This window comes from Homoserinimonas sp. OAct 916 (assembly GCF_003260275.1).
Taxonomy (GTDB): Bacteria; Actinomycetota; Actinomycetes; order Actinomycetales; family Microbacteriaceae; genus OACT-916.
In genome coordinates this window covers 136812-158646 of sequence record NZ_QJHB01000008.1, presented here as the reverse complement: position 1 = coordinate 158646, position 21835 = coordinate 136812, and the positions used below count along the sequence as shown (strand labels likewise).

22 protein-coding genes and 1 tRNA gene are annotated in these 21835 nt (G+C 62.0%); 9 read left to right on the top strand and 14 right to left on the bottom strand.

Features of this window, described 5'->3' with window-relative positions; genetic code table 11:
* Window positions 1–80 precede the first annotated feature (80 nt).
* The 3 genes from DL891_RS11075 to gltX all read left to right on the top strand — a co-directional run bounded on the left by DL891_RS11075 (window position 81) and on the right by gltX (window position 3776).
* Window positions 81–1190: a branched-chain amino acid aminotransferase gene (locus DL891_RS11075; protein WP_111720488.1), complete on the top strand. Its 1110-nt coding sequence runs from the start codon at window positions 81–83 to the stop codon at window positions 1188–1190.
* The gene (locus DL891_RS11070) at window positions 1187–1963 is read left to right on the top strand and encodes a fumarylacetoacetate hydrolase family protein (protein WP_111720487.1); all 777 of its coding nucleotides are present in this window, start codon (window positions 1187–1189) and stop codon (window positions 1961–1963) included. The genes DL891_RS11075 and DL891_RS11070 overlap by 4 nt, the downstream gene beginning before the upstream one ends.
* 292 nt (window positions 1964–2255) lie before the next feature.
* A complete protein-coding gene (gene gltX, locus DL891_RS11065; protein WP_111720486.1) occupies window positions 2256–3776 on the top strand; it encodes a glutamate--tRNA ligase in 1521 nt (506 codons plus the stop codon).
* Between the two features lie 206 nt (window positions 3777–3982).
* Here gltX and DL891_RS11060 read toward each other — a convergent pair whose 3' ends face one another.
* The 4 genes from DL891_RS11060 to DL891_RS11045 form a co-directional block, all read right to left on the bottom strand.
* Complete coding sequence (locus tag DL891_RS11060; protein ID WP_111720485.1) at window positions 3983–5236, bottom strand: Dyp-type peroxidase; 1254 nt, start codon at window positions 5234–5236, stop codon at window positions 3983–3985.
* Window position 5237: 1 nt separating this feature from the next.
* Window positions 5238–5828 (bottom strand): copper chaperone PCu(A)C, encoded by a 591-nt coding sequence (locus DL891_RS11055; RefSeq protein ID WP_111720484.1) that lies wholly within the window; start codon window positions 5826–5828, stop codon window positions 5238–5240.
* A 258-nt stretch (window positions 5829–6086) separates the two neighbouring features.
* Window positions 6087–6533 (bottom strand): copper resistance CopC family protein, encoded by a 447-nt coding sequence (locus DL891_RS11050; protein WP_111720483.1) that lies wholly within the window; start codon window positions 6531–6533, stop codon window positions 6087–6089.
* A gap of 217 nt (window positions 6534–6750) precedes the next feature.
* Window positions 6751–7365 carry a hypothetical protein gene (locus tag DL891_RS11045; protein ID WP_111720482.1) on the bottom strand — a complete coding sequence of 205 codons (615 nt, stop codon included), beginning with the start codon at window positions 7363–7365 and terminating at the stop codon, window positions 6751–6753.
* Window positions 7366–7581: 216 nt separating this feature from the next.
* On the opposite strand from DL891_RS11045, the gene DL891_RS11040 reads away from it, so the two are divergent.
* Window positions 7582–7656, top strand: a tRNA-Gln gene (locus DL891_RS11040).
* A 212-nt stretch (window positions 7657–7868) separates the two neighbouring features.
* Here DL891_RS11040 and DL891_RS11035 read toward each other — a convergent pair.
* Entirely contained in the window at window positions 7869–8336 is a 468-nt protein-coding gene (locus DL891_RS11035; RefSeq protein ID WP_111720481.1) for a cytosine permease, read from the bottom strand.
* A 135-nt stretch (window positions 8337–8471) separates the two neighbouring features.
* Window positions 8472–9428 (bottom strand): nucleoside hydrolase, encoded by a 957-nt coding sequence (locus DL891_RS11030; RefSeq protein WP_111720480.1) that lies wholly within the window; start codon window positions 9426–9428, stop codon window positions 8472–8474.
* Window positions 9429–9546: 118 nt separating this feature from the next.
* On the opposite strand from DL891_RS11030, the gene DL891_RS11025 reads away from it, so the two are divergent.
* From DL891_RS11025 to DL891_RS11010, 4 genes are read left to right on the top strand one after another with little or no spacing between them, the layout of a single operon-like run.
* On the top strand, window positions 9547–10866 hold the full coding sequence (locus DL891_RS11025) for a sugar ABC transporter substrate-binding protein (protein ID WP_111720479.1): 1320 nt from the start codon (window positions 9547–9549) through the stop codon (window positions 10864–10866).
* Window positions 10867–10925: 59 nt separating this feature from the next.
* Window positions 10926–11774 carry a carbohydrate ABC transporter permease gene (locus DL891_RS11020; RefSeq protein ID WP_232819121.1) on the top strand — a complete coding sequence of 283 codons (849 nt, stop codon included), beginning with the start codon at window positions 10926–10928 and terminating at the stop codon, window positions 11772–11774.
* Window positions 11774–12613 carry a carbohydrate ABC transporter permease gene (locus DL891_RS11015; RefSeq protein ID WP_111720478.1) on the top strand — a complete coding sequence of 280 codons (840 nt, stop codon included), beginning with the start codon at window positions 11774–11776 and terminating at the stop codon, window positions 12611–12613. Before DL891_RS11020 ends, DL891_RS11015 begins: the two co-directional genes overlap by 1 nt.
* The gene (locus DL891_RS11010) at window positions 12614–13687 is read left to right on the top strand and encodes a LacI family DNA-binding transcriptional regulator (protein ID WP_111720477.1); all 1074 of its coding nucleotides are present in this window, start codon (window positions 12614–12616) and stop codon (window positions 13685–13687) included.
* A 75-nt stretch (window positions 13688–13762) separates the two neighbouring features.
* Here DL891_RS11010 and DL891_RS11005 read toward each other — a convergent pair whose 3' ends face one another.
* The 8 genes from DL891_RS11005 to DL891_RS10970 all read right to left on the bottom strand — a co-directional run bounded on the left by DL891_RS11005 (window position 13763) and on the right by DL891_RS10970 (window position 20805).
* Window positions 13763–14575 (bottom strand): glycosyltransferase family 2 protein, encoded by an 813-nt coding sequence (locus DL891_RS11005; protein WP_232819120.1) that lies wholly within the window; start codon window positions 14573–14575, stop codon window positions 13763–13765.
* 11 nt (window positions 14576–14586) lie between these two features.
* The gene (locus tag DL891_RS11000; protein ID WP_111720475.1) at window positions 14587–15603 is read right to left on the bottom strand and encodes a glycosyltransferase; all 1017 of its coding nucleotides are present in this window, start codon (window positions 15601–15603) and stop codon (window positions 14587–14589) included.
* On the bottom strand, window positions 15600–16664 hold the full coding sequence (locus DL891_RS10995) for a glycosyltransferase (protein WP_111720474.1): 1065 nt from the start codon (window positions 16662–16664) through the stop codon (window positions 15600–15602). Before DL891_RS10995 ends, DL891_RS11000 begins: the two co-directional genes overlap by 4 nt.
* Entirely contained in the window at window positions 16661–17722 is a 1062-nt protein-coding gene (locus DL891_RS10990; RefSeq protein WP_111720473.1) for a glycosyltransferase, read from the bottom strand. The genes DL891_RS10995 and DL891_RS10990 overlap by 4 nt, the downstream gene beginning before the upstream one ends.
* 85 nt (window positions 17723–17807) lie before the next feature.
* Window positions 17808–18887 carry a YihY/virulence factor BrkB family protein gene (locus tag DL891_RS10985; protein ID WP_111720472.1) on the bottom strand — a complete coding sequence of 360 codons (1080 nt, stop codon included), beginning with the start codon at window positions 18885–18887 and terminating at the stop codon, window positions 17808–17810.
* A 76-nt stretch (window positions 18888–18963) separates the two neighbouring features.
* Window positions 18964–19518 carry a DUF3618 domain-containing protein gene (locus tag DL891_RS10980; protein ID WP_111720471.1) on the bottom strand — a complete coding sequence of 185 codons (555 nt, stop codon included), beginning with the start codon at window positions 19516–19518 and terminating at the stop codon, window positions 18964–18966.
* Window positions 19515–19928, bottom strand: coding sequence for a phage holin family protein (locus DL891_RS10975; RefSeq protein WP_111720470.1), 414 nt, complete (start codon window positions 19926–19928; stop codon window positions 19515–19517). The genes DL891_RS10980 and DL891_RS10975 overlap by 4 nt, the downstream gene beginning before the upstream one ends.
* Entirely contained in the window at window positions 19906–20805 is a 900-nt protein-coding gene (locus DL891_RS10970) for a hypothetical protein (protein WP_111720469.1), read from the bottom strand. Before DL891_RS10970 ends, DL891_RS10975 begins: the two co-directional genes overlap by 23 nt.
* 179 nt (window positions 20806–20984) lie before the next feature.
* Between DL891_RS10970 and DL891_RS10965 the strand changes: the two genes are divergently transcribed.
* Window positions 20985–21617, top strand: coding sequence for a response regulator transcription factor (locus DL891_RS10965; protein WP_111720468.1), 633 nt, complete (start codon window positions 20985–20987; stop codon window positions 21615–21617).
* The last annotated feature ends 218 nt before the right edge of the window (window positions 21618–21835 follow it).

Below are 21835 nucleotides of genomic sequence, written 5' to 3'. Positions count from 1 at the left end.
GAGAAACTGTGGCCGCGAAAAATCTGTGGCCCAAGACGAACTGGTACAACTGAAGAAGACCTGATGAACAGGAGCAAGCTATGAGTTCCACGAGCACTGCACCCGCGCTGAGATTCGAGCGGGTGGCAAACGAGCATCCGAGCAGCACCGCCGAGCGGGCCGAGGTGCACGCGAATCCCGGCTTCGGCAAGCACTTCACCGACCACATGGTCGCCATCGACTGGACGATCGACGAAGGATGGCATGACGCGCGAGTGGTGCCCTACGGTCCGCTCCAACTCGACCCTGCGGCCTCGGTGCTGCACTACGGCCAGGAGATCTTCGAGGGGTTGAAGGCGTTCCGTCACGCTGACGGGTCGATCCACACCTTCCGGCCCGAGCGCAACGCCGCGCGAATGCAGCACTCCGCTGCCCGCCTCGCACTGCCGGAGCTGCCCACCACCGACTTCATCGAGTCACTGCGTCAACTGGTGGCCGTTGACGGCGACTGGGTACCGTCCGCACCGGAGACCAGCTTGTACCTTCGGCCGTTCATGATCTCCAACGAGTCGTTCCTCGGCGTACGCGCCGCCGAACGCGTCGCCTACTACGTCATCGCCAGCCCCGCAGGGCCGTACTTCCAAGGTGGTGTGGCCCCGGTCAAGATCTGGCTGACCACCCGGTACGCCCGCAGCGGCCCGGGAGGAACCGGCGCAGCCAAATGCGGCGGCAACTACGCCGCTTCGTTGCTTCCGCAGAAAGAGGCACAGGCAAATGGGTGCTCCCAGGTGCTGTTCCTCGACGGCGCCACCGAGACCATGGTTGAAGAACTCGGTGGTATGAACATCTTCTTCGTGCACCGCGACGGCAGCATCGTCACGCCCGCCCTGACCGGCACGATCCTCGAGGGGGTGACCAGGGAGAGCATCGTCCAGCTCGCCCGCGATGCCGGCCACCAGGTCACCGAACGTACGGTCACGATCGACGAGTGGCGCGAAGAAGCTGCCTCCGGCGAGATCACCGAGGTGTTCGCCTGCGGAACCGCGGCCAGCGTCACCCCGATCTCACAGGTCGTCTCCGAGTCGTTCACGATCGGCGACGCTGACGCACCCGCCGGGACAGTGACAATGGAGCTGCGGCAGGCGCTCACCGATATTCAATACGGGCGTGCGGCCGATACTCACGGTTGGATGACGAGGCTCGACGCATGAAGATCGCACGGTTCACCCACGACAAAGCTATCTCCTTCGGCATTCTCGACGAGGAGGCCGACGAGTTGGTCGTGCTCAGCGCCGACCCGATGTTCGCCGGGTTCGACACCACCGGGGAGCGAGTGCCGATGGCGGATGCCACCCTGCTGGCCCCGGTCATCCCGCGCTCGAAGATCATCGCGGTCGGAAAGAACTACCACGCGCACGCGAGCGAGATGGGCGGCGAGGCACCGACATCCCCCCTCATATTCCTGAAGCCAAATACTGCGGTGGTGGGCCCGGGTGACAACATTCGGCTGCCGGCCGACAGCGAACAGGTGGAGTACGAAGGTGAACTGGCCGTGGTGATCGGCAGTGTCGCACGCAATGTGGCCGTCGAAGATTTCGCCGAGGTGGTGTTCGGCTACACGATCGCGAACGACGTGACCGCCCGCGACATCCAGCGCACCGAGAGCCAGTGGGCCAGGGCCAAGGGATATGACACCTTCTGCCCGCTGGGGCCGGTGATCGAGACCGAACTGGCGTGGGACGAACTGGCCATCGAGACCAGGCTGAACGGCAAGGTGGTGCAGCAGGGTTCGACAGCGGACATGGTGCACTCGGTGCCCGACGTGATCGCGTTCGTCTCGCGGATCTTCACGCTGCTGCCCGGTGACATCATTCTGACCGGCACCCCGGCCGGGGTGGGGCAGATCTCCAACGGCGACACCGTTGCGATCGACATCTCCGGCATCGGCACGCTCTTCAACCCGGTCGTCGGCGCTTCGGACTGACACGTTCCGGGTTGATTCGCTTCGCACGGTGGGATCTCCGGCGCGCCAACGACGGGCGCACCGCCGATATGACGTTATAAAGCACAGGAGCAGAGGTGGGCCGAGCCGCATGCCGGGCCGGCAGCGCTCTCGTCCTGAATTTTCGAGATTGCCGCGGGAATGAAAATCTGCCCGGATAGTTCCGGGCGGATCAACAGGATGTGCTTCGTTTCCGCGTAATGGGGCGCGCACCCCGGCGGCTGCATCTGGCCGCCACGACAGCGGCCGGGTGCCACCGGTACGATTGATGGATATGGTTACCTCCAGCTCCCACCCCATTTCCACCGCCACCGGCACCGACGTTCGCGTCAGGTTCTGCCCGTCACCGACAGGCACGCCGCATGTGGGCCTCATCCGCACCGCGCTGTTCAACTGGGCCTACGCCCGGCACACCGGCGGCAAACTGATCTTCCGGGTGGAAGACACCGACGCCGCCCGCGACAGCGAGGAGAGCTACGAGCAACTGCTTGACGGCTTGAAGTGGTTGCGGCTGGACTGGGACGAGGGAGAAGGCGTCGGCGGGCCCGACGGCCCCTACCGGCAGTCTGAGCGCGGGGAGATCTACGCGACGGTCATCGAGAAGCTCAAGGCATCCGGCCACTTGTATGAGTCGTTCGCCACCGGTGAAGAGATCGAGGCCAGAAACGTGGCCGCGGGGCGCGACCCGAAGATGGGCTACGACAACTTCGAACGCGACCTCACCGAAGACCAGCGGGCAGCCTACCGCGCCGAAGGCCGCCAACCGGCTCTGCGTTTGCGGGTTCCTGACACCGAACTGTCATTCACCGACCTGGTGCGCGGCGAGATCACCTTTCCGGCCGGGTCGTTCAGCGACTTCGTCGTGGTGCGTCCTAACGGGCACCCGCTCTACACGCTCGTCAACCCGGTCGACGACGCATTGATGCGAGTCACCCACGTGCTGCGCGGCGAAGACCTGCTGAGTTCCACACCGCGGCAGATCGCGCTGTACCACGCGTTGATCGATGTCGGGATCGCCAAGTGGATCCCGCGGTTCGGCCACCTGCCGTATGTCATGGGCGAGGGCAATAAGAAACTTTCCAAGCGCGACCCGTCGTCGAACCTGTTCCACCACCGCGACCGCGGCTTCATCCCGGAAGGGCTGATCAACTACCTGGCCCTTCTGGGCTGGTCACTCACTCACGACCGCGACGTGTTCTCGATCGAAGAGATGGTCGCGGCCTTTGACGTCGAAAAAGTGAACCCCAACCCTGCCCGGTTCGATCTGAAAAAGGCCGAGGCGATCAACGGCGAACACATCCGTATGCTCGGCATCGCCGATTTCGCGGTGCGCACCATCCCGTACCTCGCGGCCGCCGGCATCCTGACCGAGCCAATCACCGCCGATCAGAGGGAGATCCTCGCGCAGGCCGCACCCCTCGTGCAGGAGCGCATGGCGTTGCTGGGGGAGGCGCCGGCGCTGCTGGGGTTCCTGTTCACCGACGCTGCCGGTCTGGACTACGACGAGCAGGCGGTCGCATCCCTCGCCGCGGATGCGTCGACCGTGATCGACACCTCGATCGCGACCCTCGGCGGGTTGTCGGATGCCGACTGGAACTTCGAGAGCGTCCACGAGCAGTTGACCGCCGCGCTGATCGACGGTCTCGGGCTGAAGCCGCGAGTCGCCTATACCCCGTTGCGGGTCGGTATCTCAGGTCGGCGCATCTCGCCCCCACTGTTCGAATCGATGGAGATCCTCGGCCGTGCCGAGACGCTCGCTCGCCTCGAACGGTTGCGGGCTCTCCTGGCGGCGTGACGCTGACCGATCGCAGCTGACTGCTCGCATCCGACCTTCGGCATCGGACTGTCCGCAACCGAAATTTCCACGAGCTATGTGATTGCGGTCGAAAATTGATCGTAGACCCCTATCCTTCGACCGGTCGACCGTCGCTCAGTGGCGGATCCGAACCGCCGCGCTCGCCGGGCACGACCGGTGAGCACCCGCAACGCTGTGACGGTGGCTCAGCCTGCCAGCAGGGTTTCGCCGATGTATCCGTCGGCGGCACAACCGGGCGGGATCGCGAACACCGCCGAGCCGATCGGAGTGATCCACTTGTTCAGCAGGTCAAGTTCGTCCAAGCGTTTCTGAATGGGCACGAACTGCTTGGTGACATCCGCCTGGAACGACGCGAACAGGAGGCCGGAGTCGGAGACCCGGTCGCCGGTCGGCACTTCGTCGTAGTTGTAGGTGCGGCGAAAGATGCGCTCGTCGGGGTTGTCGGTGCGGGCCCGACGGATGTGCGAGAACTCGGGAATGACCGGAAACCCGATCGCCGTCTTCGCCTCGAAATCGGGCTCATCCGACTCGACGGTGCCGGTGAGCGGTGCGCCGGTGTCGAGGGTGCGACCCACGGATGCCTCTCGCCCCGGCCGGTCGAGGCGGTCCCACTTGTCGAGGTTCATCTCGATGCGGCGCAGCACGAAGCCCGTGCCGCCGTGCATCCAATCAGGGTTGTTCCCGCCCCAGACGAGATGCTCGAAGTCTGCAGTGCCGGGCTCCAGATTCACCGTGCCATCCACCTGGCCGAACAGGTTGCGCATGGTCGTGCCGGGCTTCTCGGAGCCGCGTGCCCGCCGAAACCCGGGCTGCGTCCAGCGCACCCGGGCGAACGAGCGGGCATCCTTGAGCAGCATGCGGGTGGCGTGGGCCACGGTGACGGGGTCGTCGGCGGCGATCTGCAACAAAAGGTCGCCGTCGTTCCACTTCTCTTCGAGCCGGTCGACGCCGAAGGCCGGAAGTGGTCCGACCCAGCCGGGCATCACCTGGGTACGTGCTGCGCGCGTGAAGACGCCGGGCCCGAAGCCGAACGTGATCGTGAGCGCGGCCGGAATGACTCCGAGTTCTGGCTCGGAGTCGGCCAGTGCCGGGGTTCCCTGGCTCAGGCGAGCGGCGTCGTCGGTGAAAATTTTCATGAGGCGGATGAGCCCCGCCCGGTCGACGTCGTCGCGAAGGTCCAGGGCGATGAAGGTGCCGTGCGCCTGCGGTGGCGTCTCAATGCCGGCCTGATGCACGCCGAAGAACGGCACCGTCTCGCCGCCGTGCGCGGCGGCCGGGGCCGGGCCGGCGGTCGGGGCGACGCTGGCCGGTTGGCTGGAGCGGCCGGCCAGGTCGATACCGATGGCGCTGGCCGCACCGATCCCGGCGGCGGCACCCCCGAGCAGGAGGTGCCGCCGGCTGAGACGGCGACCAGCGGTTGTGGGCTGATCGGAGGTCATCTCAGTTTCCTGACTCCGCGTGGTCATCATGGCCGTGTTCGGTGTGTTCGGAGTGGTCCATGTCGCCCTCGTAGTGTTCGTTGGCGCCGGAGTAGTCCTTTGCCGGAGCGGTGAGCTCCCGGCTGGAACCGTCGGCGAACGTCAGCGTGAAGTTCACTTCGTCACCGGCCTGGATTGGCGCCGCCAACCCCATTAACATGATGTGGTTGCCACCCGGCTTCAGCTCCATCGAGCCTCCGGCGGGGATGACGAACCCGGTGGGCAACTCCTGCATCACCATGGCACCGGAATCGTTCTCCACCGTCTCGTGCAATTCGATCCGTTCGGATGCTGCCGAGGTGACCGACACCAGCGTGACCGGCTCGGTTCCGCTGTTTTCCAGCATTCCGAAGGCTGCAGACATGCCGTCATCGGCGGCCTTCACCCAGGCATCCTCGATATGCAGGGCCTCGGAATGGGTGAGCGCGACGGTGTTCGTTGGTGCGTCTTCAACCGTTTCAGATGCCGGAGCCGCGGTAGCGGCACAGCCGCTCAGCAACAACACGGACGCAGCCGTAACGACCAGCAGGCGGGGGATAGGGAAAGATTTCATCAGTGGTACTCCTTTTGTAGGATTTCGGTTCGGCACGCTGTGCGTGCTGAGCCAGGGCGGTGCTGACGCTCAGGCCACGCGCCGCCGAATGAATATGAAAGTGATGTAGGCGGCGGTCCCGATGGCCGCGCCAAGGCCGGCCATTCCCAGAATGCGCACGACCGCACCGCCAGGCTCCGTGCTGGCGGCCCGATCGTTCGCTTCGTCCGAGGCGACCATGTCGGCGGCGCCGGTTTCAGCCAGCGATTCGTCGTCGTCCTAGGGCGGCGTGATTGCAGCCGTCGGCTGCTGGGCCTGGGAGGGGGCAGAGTTACCAGCAGTGAACGAGAATGCCCCAGAGATGGGATGACCATCGCTGGAAACCACTCGCCAGCGCACGGTGTACGCACCGTCAGGCGTATTTGGTTTCAATGGTTGCGCCGCGATCGGCCCCCGCAGTTGCACCGGGCCGTCGGCCCAGTCGACCTCGTTCGTGTCAACGACGAGCATGACTGCCCCCACCTCGATCAGGTCGTTGGAGAACAGCACCGTGACCTCATCGGGCACGAGTGCCACGTGAGTTGCGTCGGTGGGTGTCTGTTCCAAGATCTGATCGTGAGCCTGTGCGGCGGATGCGTCGAGACCGGCTGCGGCAAAGGTGAAGAATGCCGCGGCGGCGACGAGCGCCATCCGTGCGGCTGGGCGCCTGGTTCGAGAACGGGTCATGAGTGTCACTCCAGAGAACTGAGGGATACGAGGGGGGTGATAGCGATGCACCTGCGCAAGCCTTCCCGGCACACGCCTATCCGCATCCGCAGCTCCATGTGGCAGCGCAGTGTGGCAGGGCAGCGCGGGGCAGCAGGTCAGCGCAGGGCGGCGCCGTGAGGCAGCGCTGCGCCGACGACGCAACGCAACCCGCGCTCATGCCGAACGGCAGGCGCGGTTAGAAACCGGGGATCAGGCGCGGAGGGCCCCGGTGCTGGCGGCTTGAAAGCGGTACGTCAATACCCGCTGGTGTGAGGCTGAGAAGCAATGCGATGCGGTAGAGGCATGCGCGCCCCGGAACTACTACCGGCGTGAAGGCGCCGATGAAAACGAGGGTGAGCCGTTCGGCGCCCTGTCGGGCGAGCGCCCAGAAGCTTCGTTCGCCCCGGTAGACGGCGGCAATGGTGATCAGTGCGGCGGCGGCGTGGGAGACGATCATCCACCCGTCGAAATGTGCGTGTGCTGTCGCGGCGCCAGCGGATTCGGCGAACGTGATTGAGACCGGGCCGTGGTGGGCGTTGCCGGTCACCGTCATCCCTCCGGCAGCGGCGTCGAGGCTGAACATGATGTGCAGCAGCAGTTGGGCGAACGCGACGGCGATCGTGATGCGCGCAAGTGACACGGTCTTGCCGGCAAGGATGACGCTGAGCATCCCGGAGAATCCGAGCGCGATGCTCACCCCGAGCCAGCCGGGTGCGGCTCCGCCAGCGGCCAGGTGGAAGAGTGCGGCGACGAACACCGCGAGGATCGCCGTCAACCAGCCGCGCACAAAGCGTGCCCATCTGGTTGTCATGTCGTCACTTTCTGGCGCGGGCCGAGTGGTCAGATACGCATCGAGAACGCGGGATTCTGACTACTGATCAGGCGGTTCTCGTCAGGAACATCTTCGGTTACAACCCTATCGGAGCGATCCTGAGTGCTCGGATGCAGGTTCGCGGCCAGTGCCAGTTTGATAGCCGCGGTTCAGTGGGATAATGTAGACAGTCGGCCCGGCTTCAGCTCGGCGCCTTGGGGTATGGTGTAATTGGCAACACGGAAGATTCTGATTCTTTTATTCTTGGTTCGAGTCCAGGTACCCCAGCCATAACCCTTGAGTTCCCGCGGGAAACCGAGGGTTCTTTTGTTTCCAGACACACTCTCGACCGTCAAAAGTGACACTTTGGGTGCCAGAAACCCCTCCCGGTCGCCATTTCCGCGACGTCGGCCCCGGCTGATCCGGCCGAATACCTGCCTGCTACGGCCGAGCCTGGGCTGACGCGGCGTACCTCTCTTTCATGACGGCCGACGACGCGCAGATCATGACCGGGCAACAGGTCGCCGACCTCCTGCGGGTCTCACCGCGCACGCTCGAGGAGTGGCAGCATACCCGTACCGGACCGACCTGCCGCCGATCACCACGTAGCCCCAGTACACGATAATTGCCATCGCCCAGATCATGAGTGCGCCGTACCGACCGAATTGTGGCCGAGACTGAACCATCTGCGGGAGGCCCAGGTGCGGACCTTGTGTTGCATGAGCGGAAACCGGAATCGTACCCAGAACTGTGCCGATGGCGAGTGCGATCAGGGTCCAGCTCAAGTTAAGTCCCAGTGAGATGCCGATCGCCCCGGTCGCGAGAGTCAGCAAATGAGCGCTTCCCGCGAACCAAATAGTCGCCTGATCGAAGAGCCTGCCGCCGCGTTCCCCGGCAGGAACGTAGTCGATCGACCGTGTCTCCACACCCTCGATCGGGCGAGTCGGTGTTTTTTCAATGGTTTGCGTCATCCGAAGACTCCACAGCCGGAGACCATCAGATCCCCGGCGAATGCGCCGAGTCAGACACTACGGTCCTTTCGTTGCAGCGCCCGCATAGCCGCCATGCGTCGCAGCAAGAACGTGCGTTCGGCAACCTGACCCTGTTCACTCAGTGCCGGGAATGTATCCCATCAGAAGGCGCCAGAAACCCTCACGGTCCAAAGTGGTGCCGAGTTGGACGTTCGGTTCGCGCCCGAAATAGCCAGCTGTGTCGACCACGCTCTCGCCTAGAGTCCACGGGCTTTGCGTTTCCACCGCGACGAAGGCAGGAACTGTGGAAATGAGGCTGGGGTCGATGACGGCAGCCATCGCGCACGGGTCGTGGAGCGAAGGGCCATCAGCGCCAGGCGTGGTCTCGCCCTGTGAGTAGAAGTCAAGCCAGGCGCTGAAAGTTTGCGCGATCGGGTCCGCAGTGCGGGCAAGCCGTTGGGCGATGGAACTGGGTACTGCGGATTGCCAGGTGAGGGTCAGATCGAGTAGGCGGATTTTCCAGTCGGCATTCAGAACGCACGCTGCGGCGTCGGGGTCGGCGAAGAAATTAAATTCTGCAACCGGCGACATGTTTCCGGCGTTATTTGCGCCGCCCATAATCACGACCTCGTGCACGTGCTGCGCCACTTCGGGGCGGCGTTCCAATGCGCGCGCAAGGTTGGTGAGTGGCCCGATCGCAACAATGGTGAGCTCACCAGGGCGATGCGCAAAAACGGTGTCGAGCAGGAAGCCCACGCCATCGCGCGATGCCGGTTCACCGGCCACGCGAGGAAGGGTCCGGCCGCCTAGCCCGGTCAGGCCGTGGGACGTGGCCACAACCGGGTCCCGGCGCAACGGGCGGGCCTCCCCGAATGCCACCGGCACCTGCGGGCTGCCGAAGAATGCCAAGAGATCCTGCGCATTATTGCTCACCGTTGGCAACGTCTGGTTTCCTGCCACGGTTGTGACCCCCACAAGATCGATTTCGGGGCTCTTCAGTGCCAGAAAGATGGCGAAAGCATCGTCAATGCCCGGGTCGCAGTCGAGCAGAACAGGTTTTGGTCTGGCGGATGATTTAAGGGATGACATCATTCGTGTATGCTACCAACCGTGCGGATCTACACGAGTAGAACCGCGGTTGTTCAACTTTCCATCTCACCCGCGTTTGTGCACGGCAGCACGCGCGCCCTTACGTCAAAGGCGGTAACGCATGAAGAAGTCCATACCCCTCACCATCGTCGCGGCCGCCGGGGCCGTTTCGCTTCTTTTGAGCGGTTGCAGTGCGCAGAGTGGCGAATCGTCGGGGGAGGCATGGACGATACCTACCGAGGATCCAACGGCGACCATAAGCTTCGTGGGCATCAACGACCCGGTCAAACAAAATATCAACGAGATCATCGCCGCGTTCGAGGATGAGCACCCGACCATAACGGTGAAGTACGAGTACGTGCCGTTCAACGACCTCAACACTGTGGTCGACTCCCGCGTCAGCAATAAACAGGGCAGCCCCGACCTCTTCTACGTCGATCAGCCGCGCGTCGCGGCGCTCGCGCAACGTGGCTACCTTGAGGACCTCACGCCTCAGTTCTCGACATACAATGACCTGTTCTTTCCAGCGGCGGTCGAGGCGGACTCATACAACGACAAGATCTACGCCGTGCCCATGGGTAGCTCGACCACCGTCCTCTTTTATAACAAGGAACTCCTCGCGGCTGCCGGCATCCCGGCACCCGCGCCGGATGAGCGGCTCACCTGGGAGCAGATCAAGGAGTATGGTGCGAAGGCACAAGCGGCGGGGGCCGAGTACGGTCTGCTCCTGCAACAACCGGACCGCTACTACCAATTGCAATCCATGCCGGAAGCCCTTGGGGGCGGATCCGGGATTACTGGTACGGACATGCTGACCCCGGCACTTGACAACAAGGGCTGGCTTGAGGCGATGGAGTTCTATCAGAGCCTGTTCGCCGACGGCGTGGTGCCTCAAGGCGTGAACTCGGAGCAGACAGACGCGGCGTTCGCTTCCGGCAAGGCCGCCTTCGAAGTGGCTACTACTGACCTCGTGGGGGTACTCGATGGGTCGAGTGTTGATTGGGGGGCATCCTTGCAACCTACTTTCAAAGGCGCGGAGGCATACTCAGGCACTGGTGGGTTTGCCGTCGGCATGAACCCCTTCAGCAAGAACAAAGAAGCCGCCGCGATCTTCCTTCAGTGGATGCTTGTCGATGGTGCCGACGGTGTCACCGGCTACGCAAAGTACCGTCCGGGAGGCGTACTGCCGCCGCAACGCAAAGCGCTCGATTTCTACCTGACCCAGCCCGATTTCACCACTCCTTCCGGTAAAGAGGTGGCGCAGGTCATCAAAGAGCAGACGGACACAGCATTACCGCGACCTGCCACTGTTGGTTACCTTGAGTTCGAGGAGATTACAGGGCGCATGTTCAGCGACATCAGCAATGGCACAGATTCAGCAACTGCGCTGAAGACGGCGGAGCGCGAGTTGGACACCGCCTGGGCCAAGTACAAGAAGTAGGCTGACGGGTTGCTGGAGATATCGTGACAACCAGACGCCGAAGCGCGTTAAGACCTGGCTTGCTGACGATCCTGGGATTCGTCGGTCCCGCGATCGTACTTATCGTGGTATTGCGTCTAATGCCGTTTGGTCAAGCTATCTCCAGCAGCCTCTATTTCGCACCTTTTGGCCCGCTCGGCTCAGTGGAATTCATTGGTCTCGCCAACTACGTTGACCTTTTCACGATTCCGGAGTTCCAACAGACGATATTGAGGACTCTCCTGTTCGCGGTCGTCATCAACCCATTGCAGATCGGTCTTGCCTTGCTTGTTGCGCTGCTGGTGCGACAGCGCATTTACGGCAAAGCCTTTTGGCGCTTGCTCGTCTTCATTCCCACCACTATCCCACTCGTCGGCGCGAGTATCGCGGCTGGTATAGCGCTGCGAAGCGATGGGCCGATCAACGCTCTACTTGGGCTCGTCGGGATCGGCTCCCAACCTTTTCTCACGTCACCAGATCAGGCACTTTGGTCCATCATCGCCATTGCGAGTTGGGTTGGTATTGGCTATTGGATGGTATTCCTCGTGGCCGGACTCGACGATATCGGCGGCGATGTTTACGAAGCGGCAAAAATTGACGGTGCAGGCACCCTGCGCCAGTTCTTCTCGATCACACTCCCGTTGCTGAAAAGACCATTGCTGTTCGTTCTCGTAGCAGACACGGTCGTCAACTTCGCGCTCTTCGTCCCCATGCAGGTCCTCACCGGCGGGGGGCCGGAGAGCTCAACCACTCTGCTCATGTATGACATCTACCGACAGACCTACCAGTACTCCAACCCCAATATGGGTGCGGCTGAGACGGTGATTCTCACGGCGCTGATGCTCACCATCGTTGCCATCCAGTTCCGGCTTATGAAGGAGAAGAACTGATGCTCCGCTCGCGTAGCCAAGTTCGAATCCTGTGGACTCTACTCGCCGCAGCCGTCGGGCTCGTATTCATCCTGCCTGCTGCCTGGATGTTCCTTGGTGCGTTCCGGCCAGGCAATGCCGTGATCGACGCCGTTACCCCACTGTCTTGGAACACATTTTGGCCAGACGTGTGGACGCTCGACAATTTCGTCCAGATGTTGGGGCCATTGGATTTTGGCCGCGCGCTGATCAACTCCCTCATAGTGGTCGTCGTTTCCGTGATCGTCGGAGTGGCGGTTTCCGCGCTGGCTGCGTATGGTTTCTCAGTGGTGGAGTTCCGCGGGCGCGAGATCGTGTTCGGCCTCGTGGTGGTCGGCTTCCTGATTCCGTTCGAGTCGATTGCTGTTCCGCTTGCGCAAATCTTCAATGACGCTGGCCTCAATAACACATACATCGGGCTGATCCTGCCCGGCATAGGCAGCGGGTTGGCGATCTTCTATTTGCGCCAACATTTCCTTGGAATCCCCGCGAGCATCCGCGAAGCAGCACTCATCGACGGTGCCGGCGAGTTTTCAATTCTGCGCAGGATGTACCTGCCCCTGTCGACACCGGCACTGGCAAACGCGGCGCTTATCATCTTCCTGAGCCAGTGGATGGCATACTTGTGGCCACTCTTGATCGCTCCGGACCCGGCCCTACAAGTTGCCCCGATCGCACTGAGCAAGACTTTTACACTGCAAACGAGCAACTTCGGGCAGAACTTTGCCGGTGCGCTGATGATTTCTCTCATCCCTGCAATAATCATGTTTGTGCTCCAGATGTTTTCGAAGCAATCTATCGCCGAGGCGGCCGATAAGTAGATGGCACAACCCACCCGATCAGACGTCGCCAGAGTAGCCGGAGTTTCACCAGCCGTCGTGAGTTATGTGGTCAACGGTGGGCCACGCGGCGTCAGTGAGCTCAGCCGAAAGAAGGTCGAGGCGGCTATCCGACAGCTCGGATACCGGCCCAACCAGGTGGCGCGCGCGTTGCGGGCGACCCAAACATTCAGCCTCGGGATGCTGCTTCCCGATGTTCTCAACCCCTTCTTCTGGGAGCTTGTGGAGAGAATAGAGTGGGAATGTAGCAACCGTGGCTATGCGCTCTTCATCGCCACGACCGACAACGACCCGGAACGCGAACGCGAATCCCTGCGCTCGTTTGAGGATCGCCGCGTCGACGGCATCATCGTGGTCTCCGCCGCGTCGGAATGGATCGGAGAAGAACGTCCGACTATTCCCGCAGTATTCATCGACCGCACACCACGCTCCGGCCCCAAGGCGGTTGCTCAATCGGATGACCACAAGGGCAGTCAGATGGCGGTCGAACACCTGTTGCTCGAGCACAGGCGGCGCAAAGTGTTACTCCTAGCTGGGCCGGAGGCGCTCGACAGCACGTCACGGCGCAGCACGGGCGCCCAGTCCATCATCGACCGAGTCCCGGGCGCGAGCTCAAACTTCGCACATGGAGACTTCTCATTCGCTTCCGGCTACGAAATGACAGCGCGTGCCATCACGGAAGACACGTCATTCGATGCCATATTTTCCTTCAGCGACGCTCAAGCAATGGGAGCGATGCGTGCCTGTGCCGACCTGGGCATCCGAGTTCCCCAAGACGCATCCCTCGTTTCCTACGACGGCACCGAGTTCGCACGTTACCTCAACCCGAGCCTCACCACTGTCGTACAGAGCATCCCCGCGATGGCATCCGTGGCAGTAGAGGCCGTGGTGCGGGAAGCCACGCGTCCGGGGGCGACTGCCGGAAGGCAGACAACGGAGTTCGGTTCGGTCACTTTGCGGATTGGTGAGTCATGTGGCTGTTCCTTCGATCGCACGACAGAAGCCTCGTCGCGACCATCTCACCTATCGGCAGGCCGCGGGAGCCAGTCACTCTGAGGCTGTGCCGCACCGACGCCAGGCATTGGACGTCTCCATTCGTGCGGGTGAGGCGCGAGTGCCTGCAAAAACTTGTCAGTCACCGCTGATCTGCAGCGAGTGTTCGGTCCACTCGACCAATCCTCGTCGGCTGAATTGTTCTAGCCAGCCGCCCATCGGCCAGCGACCCCAGCGCTGGTAGAACACCGAAGCGTTTCGGACAATATCTTCCAAATGCTCAATGGGCGGCGAACTCACCCAGTGATGTTGATGGAACGCGCGAGCGCTTCCGACCCACGTCAGCGCGCATTGACGCTCGCGAGCGACGTAGGCAAAATCGGTGTCCTCGCCACCGTAACCTCGGTAACTCTCACAGAATCCGCCGAGACGACTCCACTGCGCGGCCGTGGTGGCGAAAGAAAGCGACCAGAACAGATCGTAGTGGTGGCGGTCGTGGAGCAGCTGTCCTGGAGGCGGACTGGGCCTGTCCGGGTGAGGATCGGCCAAGTGGTGCAGGCTCCGAAGGTGGTAGCCGCCGGGAGGGGCTGGTGGGAGATAGGCAACCGGGCCGCACAAAAGATTCTGCGGCACGATGCGAGCGGCACTCTCGTACGCTGCAATCAACTGTCTGGAGGGCACGCAATCCACGTCGAGAAACACCAGAAGATCGGCGCCGGCATCGATGGCAACGTGAGCGCCGACATTCCGGGCGAGGGCCAGCGGAAGGCCCGCAGCATATCCGTCGACTGCGATGACATCATATGGCAGTTGCTCGCGGCGAGCCACGGGTCCTAGCCCGGGATCGTCAATTGCCACGATGACATGGTTCGCTATGGGGCGTGACGATTCTGCCAAACCCGCTCGCTGCAGTTCAAGATGGTCATGTCGTCCATGCACGACTGTGATCACAACCGTTCCTGTCACGGCAGTACCGTGTCAGCGGTGAGCCGCAACTCTGCTTTGATCACCGCGACGGCGCGTTCAATCCCGGCACAATCGTTCCATGCCTCCCACGTTGTCCCATCCAAACGAGCGACCGAATCAAGCACGTCTGACCACCCTTGGCTTGGAAAGGAATCGAACACCTTCACTGGGTACTGTCCGTATGCTGCAATCGCGGCGGCGGTAACCTCCTGCTCGCGGAACGGACGGCTCTGCGGCAACACCACAGCGGGGCGGCGCGCGGCCGCGACCTCTGCAATCGCGTTCTGGCCTGCGTGAGTCACCACGACGTGCGCACTGGTGAGCCAGTCCCATGGGTCATCAGCCCAAATGCCTGCTTCTCCCAAAATGATCCATTCCCAGCCGGGGGTCTGTCGCCGAGCGATCGCGAGCTGGTCTGCCGTGACATCGAGCCCGCCTGAGCCTGTCAGCATGACGACACGTCGCGGACCGTCGGTGGGAGGTTTCTCCACTGTGTCTCGATGGTCGAAACGTGAGACGCCCCCGACCCAGGCAAGTCGGGATGACCGCTCATCGAGTCCTCGAACCATCCCAGACACCGAGGGCGGCCAGGCAGCGATGATGCGCCGAGATATCGAATGCACAAGTTCGTGGGCGGGATCTTCCCGCTCACCGGGAAGGACAATTGTCACCACGGGAACTCCGTGAAGGCGTGCCAAAAGTGCAACTTCCACTGAAACGTCGACGATCATCAGGTCAGGGTCTGCCTCGTCGATCCACGTGGATATCTTGGCCATCCGTTTCCGGAGACCGTCGTGGTATTCCGGAGCCCAGTGGAGTCGTCCGCCCCCGTCGACGTCGACAAACATTTCACTCCCGTCATCATCGCGGGGGAGTTCGAGCCACGGTCCGGCCCACGTGGCAGGACGGCGGAGGGAGCTGATACCAGTGATGGTGGTTTCGAGCTCCGAGGCGATCGCGATCGCGCGGTGCAGGTGTCCCGTCCCGTGGTGGTGCACGTAGTACCCAATCATCTGGTCGGCCCTTCAATCTCCGACTTGTAGAGACGCTGGTATCCATCCACCATGGGGTCGACTCCGAGTTGCTCAACCGCGTACGCACGAACCTTCGTGCGATCGATTCGCCGTGCGTCGATCGTTGCTTCAGCAAGAGATCCCACATCGTCGGGCGTGGCCAGACGCCCAGCGACGCGGCCGACGATCTCCGGCAACGCACCGCGAGCGAACGCCGCAACTGGAGTGCCACAGGCCATCGCCTCCGCCGCGACTAACCCGAATGGTTCGTCCCAAGCCGGCGAAACCAGCGCTACCGCAGATTCACCAACCAGAGTTACGAGCTCTTGTTGGCACAAGTGACCGACGTACTCGATGCCGTCACCCAGCAGGGGCGCCAGCACGTGCTCGAAATAATTTGAGTCCAATCGAGCCCCAGCAAGTCTCAGGGACATGCCCGCTTTCCGTGCAGCCAATACGGCGAAGTGCGGTGCCTTCTCCGGAACCAAACGACCAGTCCATACGGCCGCCGACCCGCCGGGGCCGGCCTTCCAGAGGTTGGTGTCGACGCCATTGAGAATGGTGCGTGAGGGCGTGACATGGGCCCATGCTTTGGCTGTGTAACGACTGACCGACGTAAACGCGATGTTTCCGGTATTCACGGTGATTGCGGACTCGAGCCATGCCAACGGGGGTGTGTGCAGCGTGGAAACCATCGGCACCGGGAGTGCACCGGCCATCGCGACAGGAAGATGATGCAAAGAATTGTTGTGCACGATGTCAAACCGATCTTGGCCATCTTTGATCAACATGAGCATCAGCTTGAGGTAGGCGTGGTGTTCTCGCATCCATTCCTCGGGCAACGCACCGACGTCGCGACGAGATGCTGTGCTGGATTCGAACTGGCCGACGTCCAAATGTTCGATGTTGAACCGCTCATCAGACGACGGCGCCGCAAAGAGACTTACGGTGTGACCTCGCCGGATGAGCTGATCTGCGAGCATCGCAGTATGCGCCTCCAGCCCGCCCTGATATGGCTCCCGGACCGGGAAACGACTCGAAGCGATCAGACAAATTCTCATCGGAGCAGCGAATCGTAAAGATCACGATGAGCGGCGGAGATGGCCCGTCGCTGCCCGAGACGGTCGAGGGCTGATAATGGTTCGACGTCCATCTCACGGGCACCCAGGACGGCATCGATCAGCGTCGTCTCGTCAAAGCCATCTTCGTCGAACACATAACTTTGCACTGGTCCCTGCTCGGCGTAATAGCCACACGACGGAGCCACGACACGCGTGCCGAGGTCTCTGCATGCCTCCAACCATCCCGAATGGGTCCCGAATCGATAGGGCAGTACTGAGACGTCGATCGAGGACAAGTAGCGCCACAAAGCTTCATCGTCGAAAAAGTCATGAATTCTGACATCGACCAGATCGCCGCAGTCGTGCAACAACTGAGCCAGGTCCGGATCATAGCGTTCACCTCGCGGGTCCAGGACGTCGCGGTGCCCATTGATCTGAAGACGAGCATCACCCATCTCGATGACGGCTCGTTCCAGGGCGGGCAGGAGCGCACTCGGGTCCATGCACGCGCGCAGGCTCTTGACATGCATCCCCACGCGATACGGAGTTCCGTTACCGGAAGAACGTTCCGCGCGCAGCGCCGACATCCGGTCCAGCTCGACTACATGCGGATGCGGAATGACGCACGCATTGCGACCCCAACGGCGTTTGATCTCATCACCGGCCCCGCCGGTCAACGTGATCAGCGCGTCGGCGGCGGGCACCAGGACGTCGAGCTGGGCGTCGTGCTCCTTTCGCCCGTGGTGATGCGGATTACGCAAGTCGTGCATGGTCAAAACAAGAGGCTTGTCGTTCTGACGAAGTACGGTCACCAGTTCTTGTAGGTCTTCGGGCGCCCGGGCGTCGAAGCCGAAGTGTACGTGGAACACATCGAACTCGCGGTGATGCTCCCGTACCCAGTCGGCTTGCAGCATTGTGGGTGGCCACCATCGAGACGGCTCCGACTCTGCTCCTGGCGGCGTCGGATCTGGTAGTCGCGTCACGCTCCGATCGTTACCGTCCGGAGGCGAAAGATGTCGAACATACACATGGTCGGATGGGACGGAGGCGATGCGCATAGGCGGCGCCTGAACGTCACTGATAGTTTTCACGGTTACTCAAACTCTCGATCTGCTGATGGAAGCGGCATCAAGACCCCGGCGCTCAGTCTCGCTCCTTGCGCGCCGGGCCCGGTTCTTCGGCCAGGTGACGGATACGTCGGCCCTCATCGACGTCCCTCGCTTCGCGCTCTTCGGCTTTGTCACTCTTTTGTGTGTCACGGGGTGGGAGCTGCACGTTCTCTTCCGCGGCGATACCGGCTTGCAGTTGTCGTCCGCGCTCCAATTCCGCGTCAAACTCCGCACCGAACAAGAGGGCGAGGTTCGCTATCCACAGCCACAGCAAGAAGATGATCACTCCAGCCAATGACCCGTACGTCCTGTCGTAATTGGAAAAGTTCGCGATATAGATCCCGAAGGCAAAAGTCGCGACCGCGAGCACCACGATCGCGAGGCCCGCGCCGAGGCTCAACCAGCGGAACTTGGGTTGCTTCACGTTCGGGGTGGCATAGTACAAGATCGCCACAACCAGCACTACCGCCAATGCCAAGACCGGCCACTTCGCGATCGACCACACAGTGGTCGCGACTTCACCGATGCCCAGCACCGAACCGACGGTATCGGCCACCCGCCCGGAGATTATGAGAATGACGACCACAATCAGCACCAGGACAAGAACGATCACGGTCACCAGCAACTGCGCAGGCTTCAGCTTCCAGAACGGACGCCCCTCGGGAATCTCGTAGATTCGGTTCATCCCCCGGCTGAAAGCGCCTACGTAGCCCGACGCCGACCAGATTGCCACAACGATCCCCGTCACCAAGGCAAACCCTGCCGCCGGCGCATTCGCAATCTGCTCGATTGGGCCCTTCAGCGCGTTGGCCAGTTCACCGGGGACCAACTGCCGCACCATGTCGAGAATCGCGTCAGTGGCTGCACCGCTCTGCCCGAACACACCCAGCAATGAGAATATGGCGAGCGTTGCGGGAAAGATCGAAAGTACGGCGAAGTACGTCAGTGCCGCCGCAATATCGGTGCACTGGTCAGACGAGAATTCGCGAGCTGTCTTGCCGAACACATATTTCCAGGACCGTTTGCTCAAATCGACCGGGCTGTCCGCCTTGCGTGAGTCCTCCGGGTCAGGCGGGCCGGGCTCGTCCGCGCGCGTACGCGCTCGTGTGCTCATAAACTCCTCGATCTCCCACTTAGGGATGCGACGCGACTGACGCAACCACATCCGGCGAGACACTTATCCACAGGTCTCAGCTGTCGGAAATGTTCGCCTGCGCGCTTTGCGCTCGATCGGAGACCGCGTGAGCCGCATTCTGGCCGGTTGCCTGAACATTCTCGACTGCGTCGGTCGCGGCGTCCTTCACGGCGGCGGCGGCGTCGTGGGCGGGCTCCTTGAGATGCTCGCCGATTTCCTTGGCCGTCTCCGTTGCTTCATCGATCAGCGGCTGAGCCTGCTCCTTCACGGTCGATGCGGCATCCCTTTCAACGCGGGATGCAGGAAACAGTGAGGCCACGACCAGGCCGACCCCGAAGGCGATCAGCCCTACAGCGAGCGGGCTTCCCTGCGCCTTGGCGACGGCCCGGTCCTTCGCATCCGAGACGCTGTCCGTCATCGAGGAATTGTCGCCGTCATCGGTGCCCAGTATGCGGTCTTTGACGGACCCAACCGCGTTCTTGACCTTGTCGGCCTGACGGTCCATGATTTTGGACGGGTCCACCTTGTCCGCTAAAGCATCGACGTTCTCGCCTAGGTCTCGCTGGGTCCGTTCGATATCGGCGCGGATGGCGTCGGGTGAATCACTCATCGGTTCTCCTCATTTCTTTTCAACGTTTTCGGGATCTCCTGCATGGTCTCCACAGTTTGCGGAGCCCCCTTGATCTGCTTCAGCTGGCTGCGGCCGACCATGAACATGATGAGCGCGACGATCGCCCACAATACGGCCACGACCACGCCCGACCATCCGAGGCCAATCAGCGTTCCGAGCGCCCACCACAGGGCCACTGAGAGAAAGAAGACTGCCATCAGCGCCGCATATCCGGCACCTCCCATCAGGCCGGCACTCTTTCCCGCCTTGGTTGCAGATTCCTTCAGCTCAGCGCGGGCCAGGGCCAGCTCCTGCCGGATCAGCGTTGACAGATCCCTGGTGACCTCACCGAGCAGATCACCGAGAGATGTCGTCGCCGCTTTCTGCTCAGAGGGTGTGGCGTCGGTCATGACCGGTGCTTCCTGGGTCGACATCATCGAGCGTTGAGGCGGCGTGCTGCGTATACAGTGGCGTGTCAGCGACGCTGAGTGGCTCCGCCCCCGCGTGCATGATTGGAGGCTGTGGCGGCACGTGTTCGGTCGTCGTGGAGATTCGGCTTTCGCCAGACTCGTCGTTGTCACCGGCTGTCAACGCTTTGGTCAGCCGACCGACGACAACCCCAGCGACCGCGGCGATCGCAACAAAGGTGCCAGGATTGCGACGCGCATACGACTTCACCTCTCTGACCAGAGAACCAGAATCGCGCTGCTCGAGCCAAGAGCCGACACCCGAAAGTCGGCCCGAAACCTCGTGGACCAAGTCAACAGCGAGACCACCCTGGTCTGAGTTATCTGACATACCACGCAACTGTTCACCCATCGCTCGGAGTCCTGCCGCTGCTTTGCTTTGCTGAGCATCGGCTTGCTCCTTGATTTCACGCTGGGTTTGCGCAAAAAGATCCTTCGCTTGGGACTTCGCTTCAGCTGCAACAGAACCCACCTCGGCTTTGGCAGTTTCTGCCACATTGCCGGCCTGATCCTTCGCAACTTTCGTCGTTTCACGTGACTCGCGCTTCACCGTCTCGAGTTTGTCCTCGCCACCGTGTGACGGCACGCTCGTTCCTAGCGGCTCTCCTGAAACGTACGATCCAGACTTCCCGTTCGAACCGTCGCCGGATTCACTGTCATCGGAGTCGAGCCTGTGGACGCCGTCTTCGGTCGACCAGTCGGGCGCCCTCGATGCGACGCTGCCGGGACGCTGATCACCTGGCACCTTGGTAGGGCTGTTTGATTCGGCGTGGCCCGGCTTTTCGGCTGGGTTCAGCATGACGGGATTGTCATTGCCCATGGTGGTTCTCCTTTTTTTGAGGTTTGTGTGAACTGTGAGGTCACGCGCCAATAGCGGCTGATGGCGGGGAGCTTCAGCCGCCATTCCCCGTAATTGGAAATTACCTCCCGACTCCAACCGAGCGGTTCACCCCAAAGGGTGAACCTTGCGCGAACCGCGTGATCCCATATCGTGGGGATATGGATGCGGTGCGCGTTGCTCTGGTGAACGACTACGAGGTGGTCGCGCGCGGGGTCGCGGAGATGTTGCGCACTTATCGAAACAGGATCCACGTCGTTGAGCTCGATCTGAATAAGCAGGTCGGCGAGCACGTGGACATCGCCTTATACGACACCTTTGCTGCCACCCGCGGAGACCGGTCCGAGGTTCGAGACCTCGTCTCGAACCCGTTGGTAGGCGTGGTAGTCGTCTATTCGTGGACCCTCGAGCCGGTTCACATCGAATCGGCGATGTCGAACGGGGCAGGCGGGTACATCTCCAAAGGGCTTCCGGCCGCCGGGCTAGTTTCTGCCCTGGAGACGATCCGCGCAGGCGGCAAGCAACTCCACCTCGAGCAAGAGGACGCCCAGACAGTGATTGTTGGCGACTGGCCGGGCCGGGAGGAGGGCCTTTCTGAGCGCGAAGCCGAGATCTTGGCATTGATAACGCAAGGGCTCTCAAATGCGGAGATCGCCGAGCGAACATACCTCTCAATCAATTCGATCAAAACCTACATCCGCAACTGCTATCGGCGCATCGGCGCGGACAGCAGGACCAACGCGCTGCTGTGGGGTATCGAGCACGGCTTTCGCCCGGACCGCGTCAGAATCTAACACCTGGAACCAGATCCATGTCGACATTGAAGAGCTTGGCGCGGCCTGGGGGAGTTCCCCGATGAGACTGAGGACCGTGATCGTACAAACTTCCGCCCATTGCAAATGATGGTGGTCCTTGATCATGGGGCGCCATTCATGGACTCGGCCCGCAGGAGTGACATCCCGAAGATGTCACGGTCACTTTGTCTGACAGGGATGATCGAAACCCCCATGGC

What these genes read in the sequence shown, in the direction of transcription:
- DL891_RS10970 (WP_111720469.1), bottom strand. Translation starts at nt 20,805, where the DNA reads ATGGGCAATGACAATCCCGTCATGCTGAACCCAGCCGAAAAGCCGGGC.
- DL891_RS11050 (WP_111720483.1), bottom strand. Translation starts at nt 6,533, where the DNA reads ATGACCCGTTCTCGAACCAGGCGCCCAGCCGCACGGATGGCGCTCGTC.
- DL891_RS10990 (WP_111720473.1), bottom strand. Translation starts at nt 17,722, where the DNA reads ATGCGCATCGCCTCCGTCCCATCCGACCATGTGTATGTTCGACATCTT.
- DL891_RS11010 (WP_111720477.1), top strand. Translation starts at nt 12,614, where the DNA reads ATGGCACAACCCACCCGATCAGACGTCGCCAGAGTAGCCGGAGTTTCA.
- DL891_RS11015 (WP_111720478.1), top strand. Translation starts at nt 11,774, where the DNA reads ATGCTCCGCTCGCGTAGCCAAGTTCGAATCCTGTGGACTCTACTCGCC.
- DL891_RS11055 (WP_111720484.1), bottom strand. Translation starts at nt 5,828, where the DNA reads ATGAAATCTTTCCCTATCCCCCGCCTGCTGGTCGTTACGGCTGCGTCC.
- DL891_RS10965 (WP_111720468.1), top strand. Translation starts at nt 20,985, where the DNA reads ATGGATGCGGTGCGCGTTGCTCTGGTGAACGACTACGAGGTGGTCGCG.
- DL891_RS10975 (WP_111720470.1), bottom strand. Translation starts at nt 19,928, where the DNA reads ATGACCGACGCCACACCCTCTGAGCAGAAAGCGGCGACGACATCTCTC.
- DL891_RS10995 (WP_111720474.1), bottom strand. Translation starts at nt 16,664, where the DNA reads ATGAGAATTTGTCTGATCGCTTCGAGTCGTTTCCCGGTCCGGGAGCCA.
- gltX (WP_111720486.1), top strand. Translation starts at nt 2,256, where the DNA reads ATGGTTACCTCCAGCTCCCACCCCATTTCCACCGCCACCGGCACCGAC.
- DL891_RS11070 (WP_111720487.1), top strand. Translation starts at nt 1,187, where the DNA reads ATGAAGATCGCACGGTTCACCCACGACAAAGCTATCTCCTTCGGCATT.
- DL891_RS11045 (WP_111720482.1), bottom strand. Translation starts at nt 7,365, where the DNA reads ATGACAACCAGATGGGCACGCTTTGTGCGCGGCTGGTTGACGGCGATC.
- DL891_RS11025 (WP_111720479.1), top strand. Translation starts at nt 9,547, where the DNA reads ATGAAGAAGTCCATACCCCTCACCATCGTCGCGGCCGCCGGGGCCGTT.
- DL891_RS11030 (WP_111720480.1), bottom strand. Translation starts at nt 9,428, where the DNA reads ATGATGTCATCCCTTAAATCATCCGCCAGACCAAAACCTGTTCTGCTC.
- DL891_RS10980 (WP_111720471.1), bottom strand. Translation starts at nt 19,518, where the DNA reads ATGAGTGATTCACCCGACGCCATCCGCGCCGATATCGAACGGACCCAG.
- DL891_RS11060 (WP_111720485.1), bottom strand. Translation starts at nt 5,236, where the DNA reads ATGACCTCCGATCAGCCCACAACCGCTGGTCGCCGTCTCAGCCGGCGG.
- DL891_RS11000 (WP_111720475.1), bottom strand. Translation starts at nt 15,603, where the DNA reads ATGATTGGGTACTACGTGCACCACCACGGGACGGGACACCTGCACCGC.
- DL891_RS11075 (WP_111720488.1), top strand. Translation starts at nt 81, where the DNA reads ATGAGTTCCACGAGCACTGCACCCGCGCTGAGATTCGAGCGGGTGGCA.
- DL891_RS10985 (WP_111720472.1), bottom strand. Translation starts at nt 18,887, where the DNA reads ATGAGCACACGAGCGCGTACGCGCGCGGACGAGCCCGGCCCGCCTGAC.
- DL891_RS11035 (WP_111720481.1), bottom strand. Translation starts at nt 8,336, where the DNA reads ATGACGCAAACCATTGAAAAAACACCGACTCGCCCGATCGAGGGTGTG.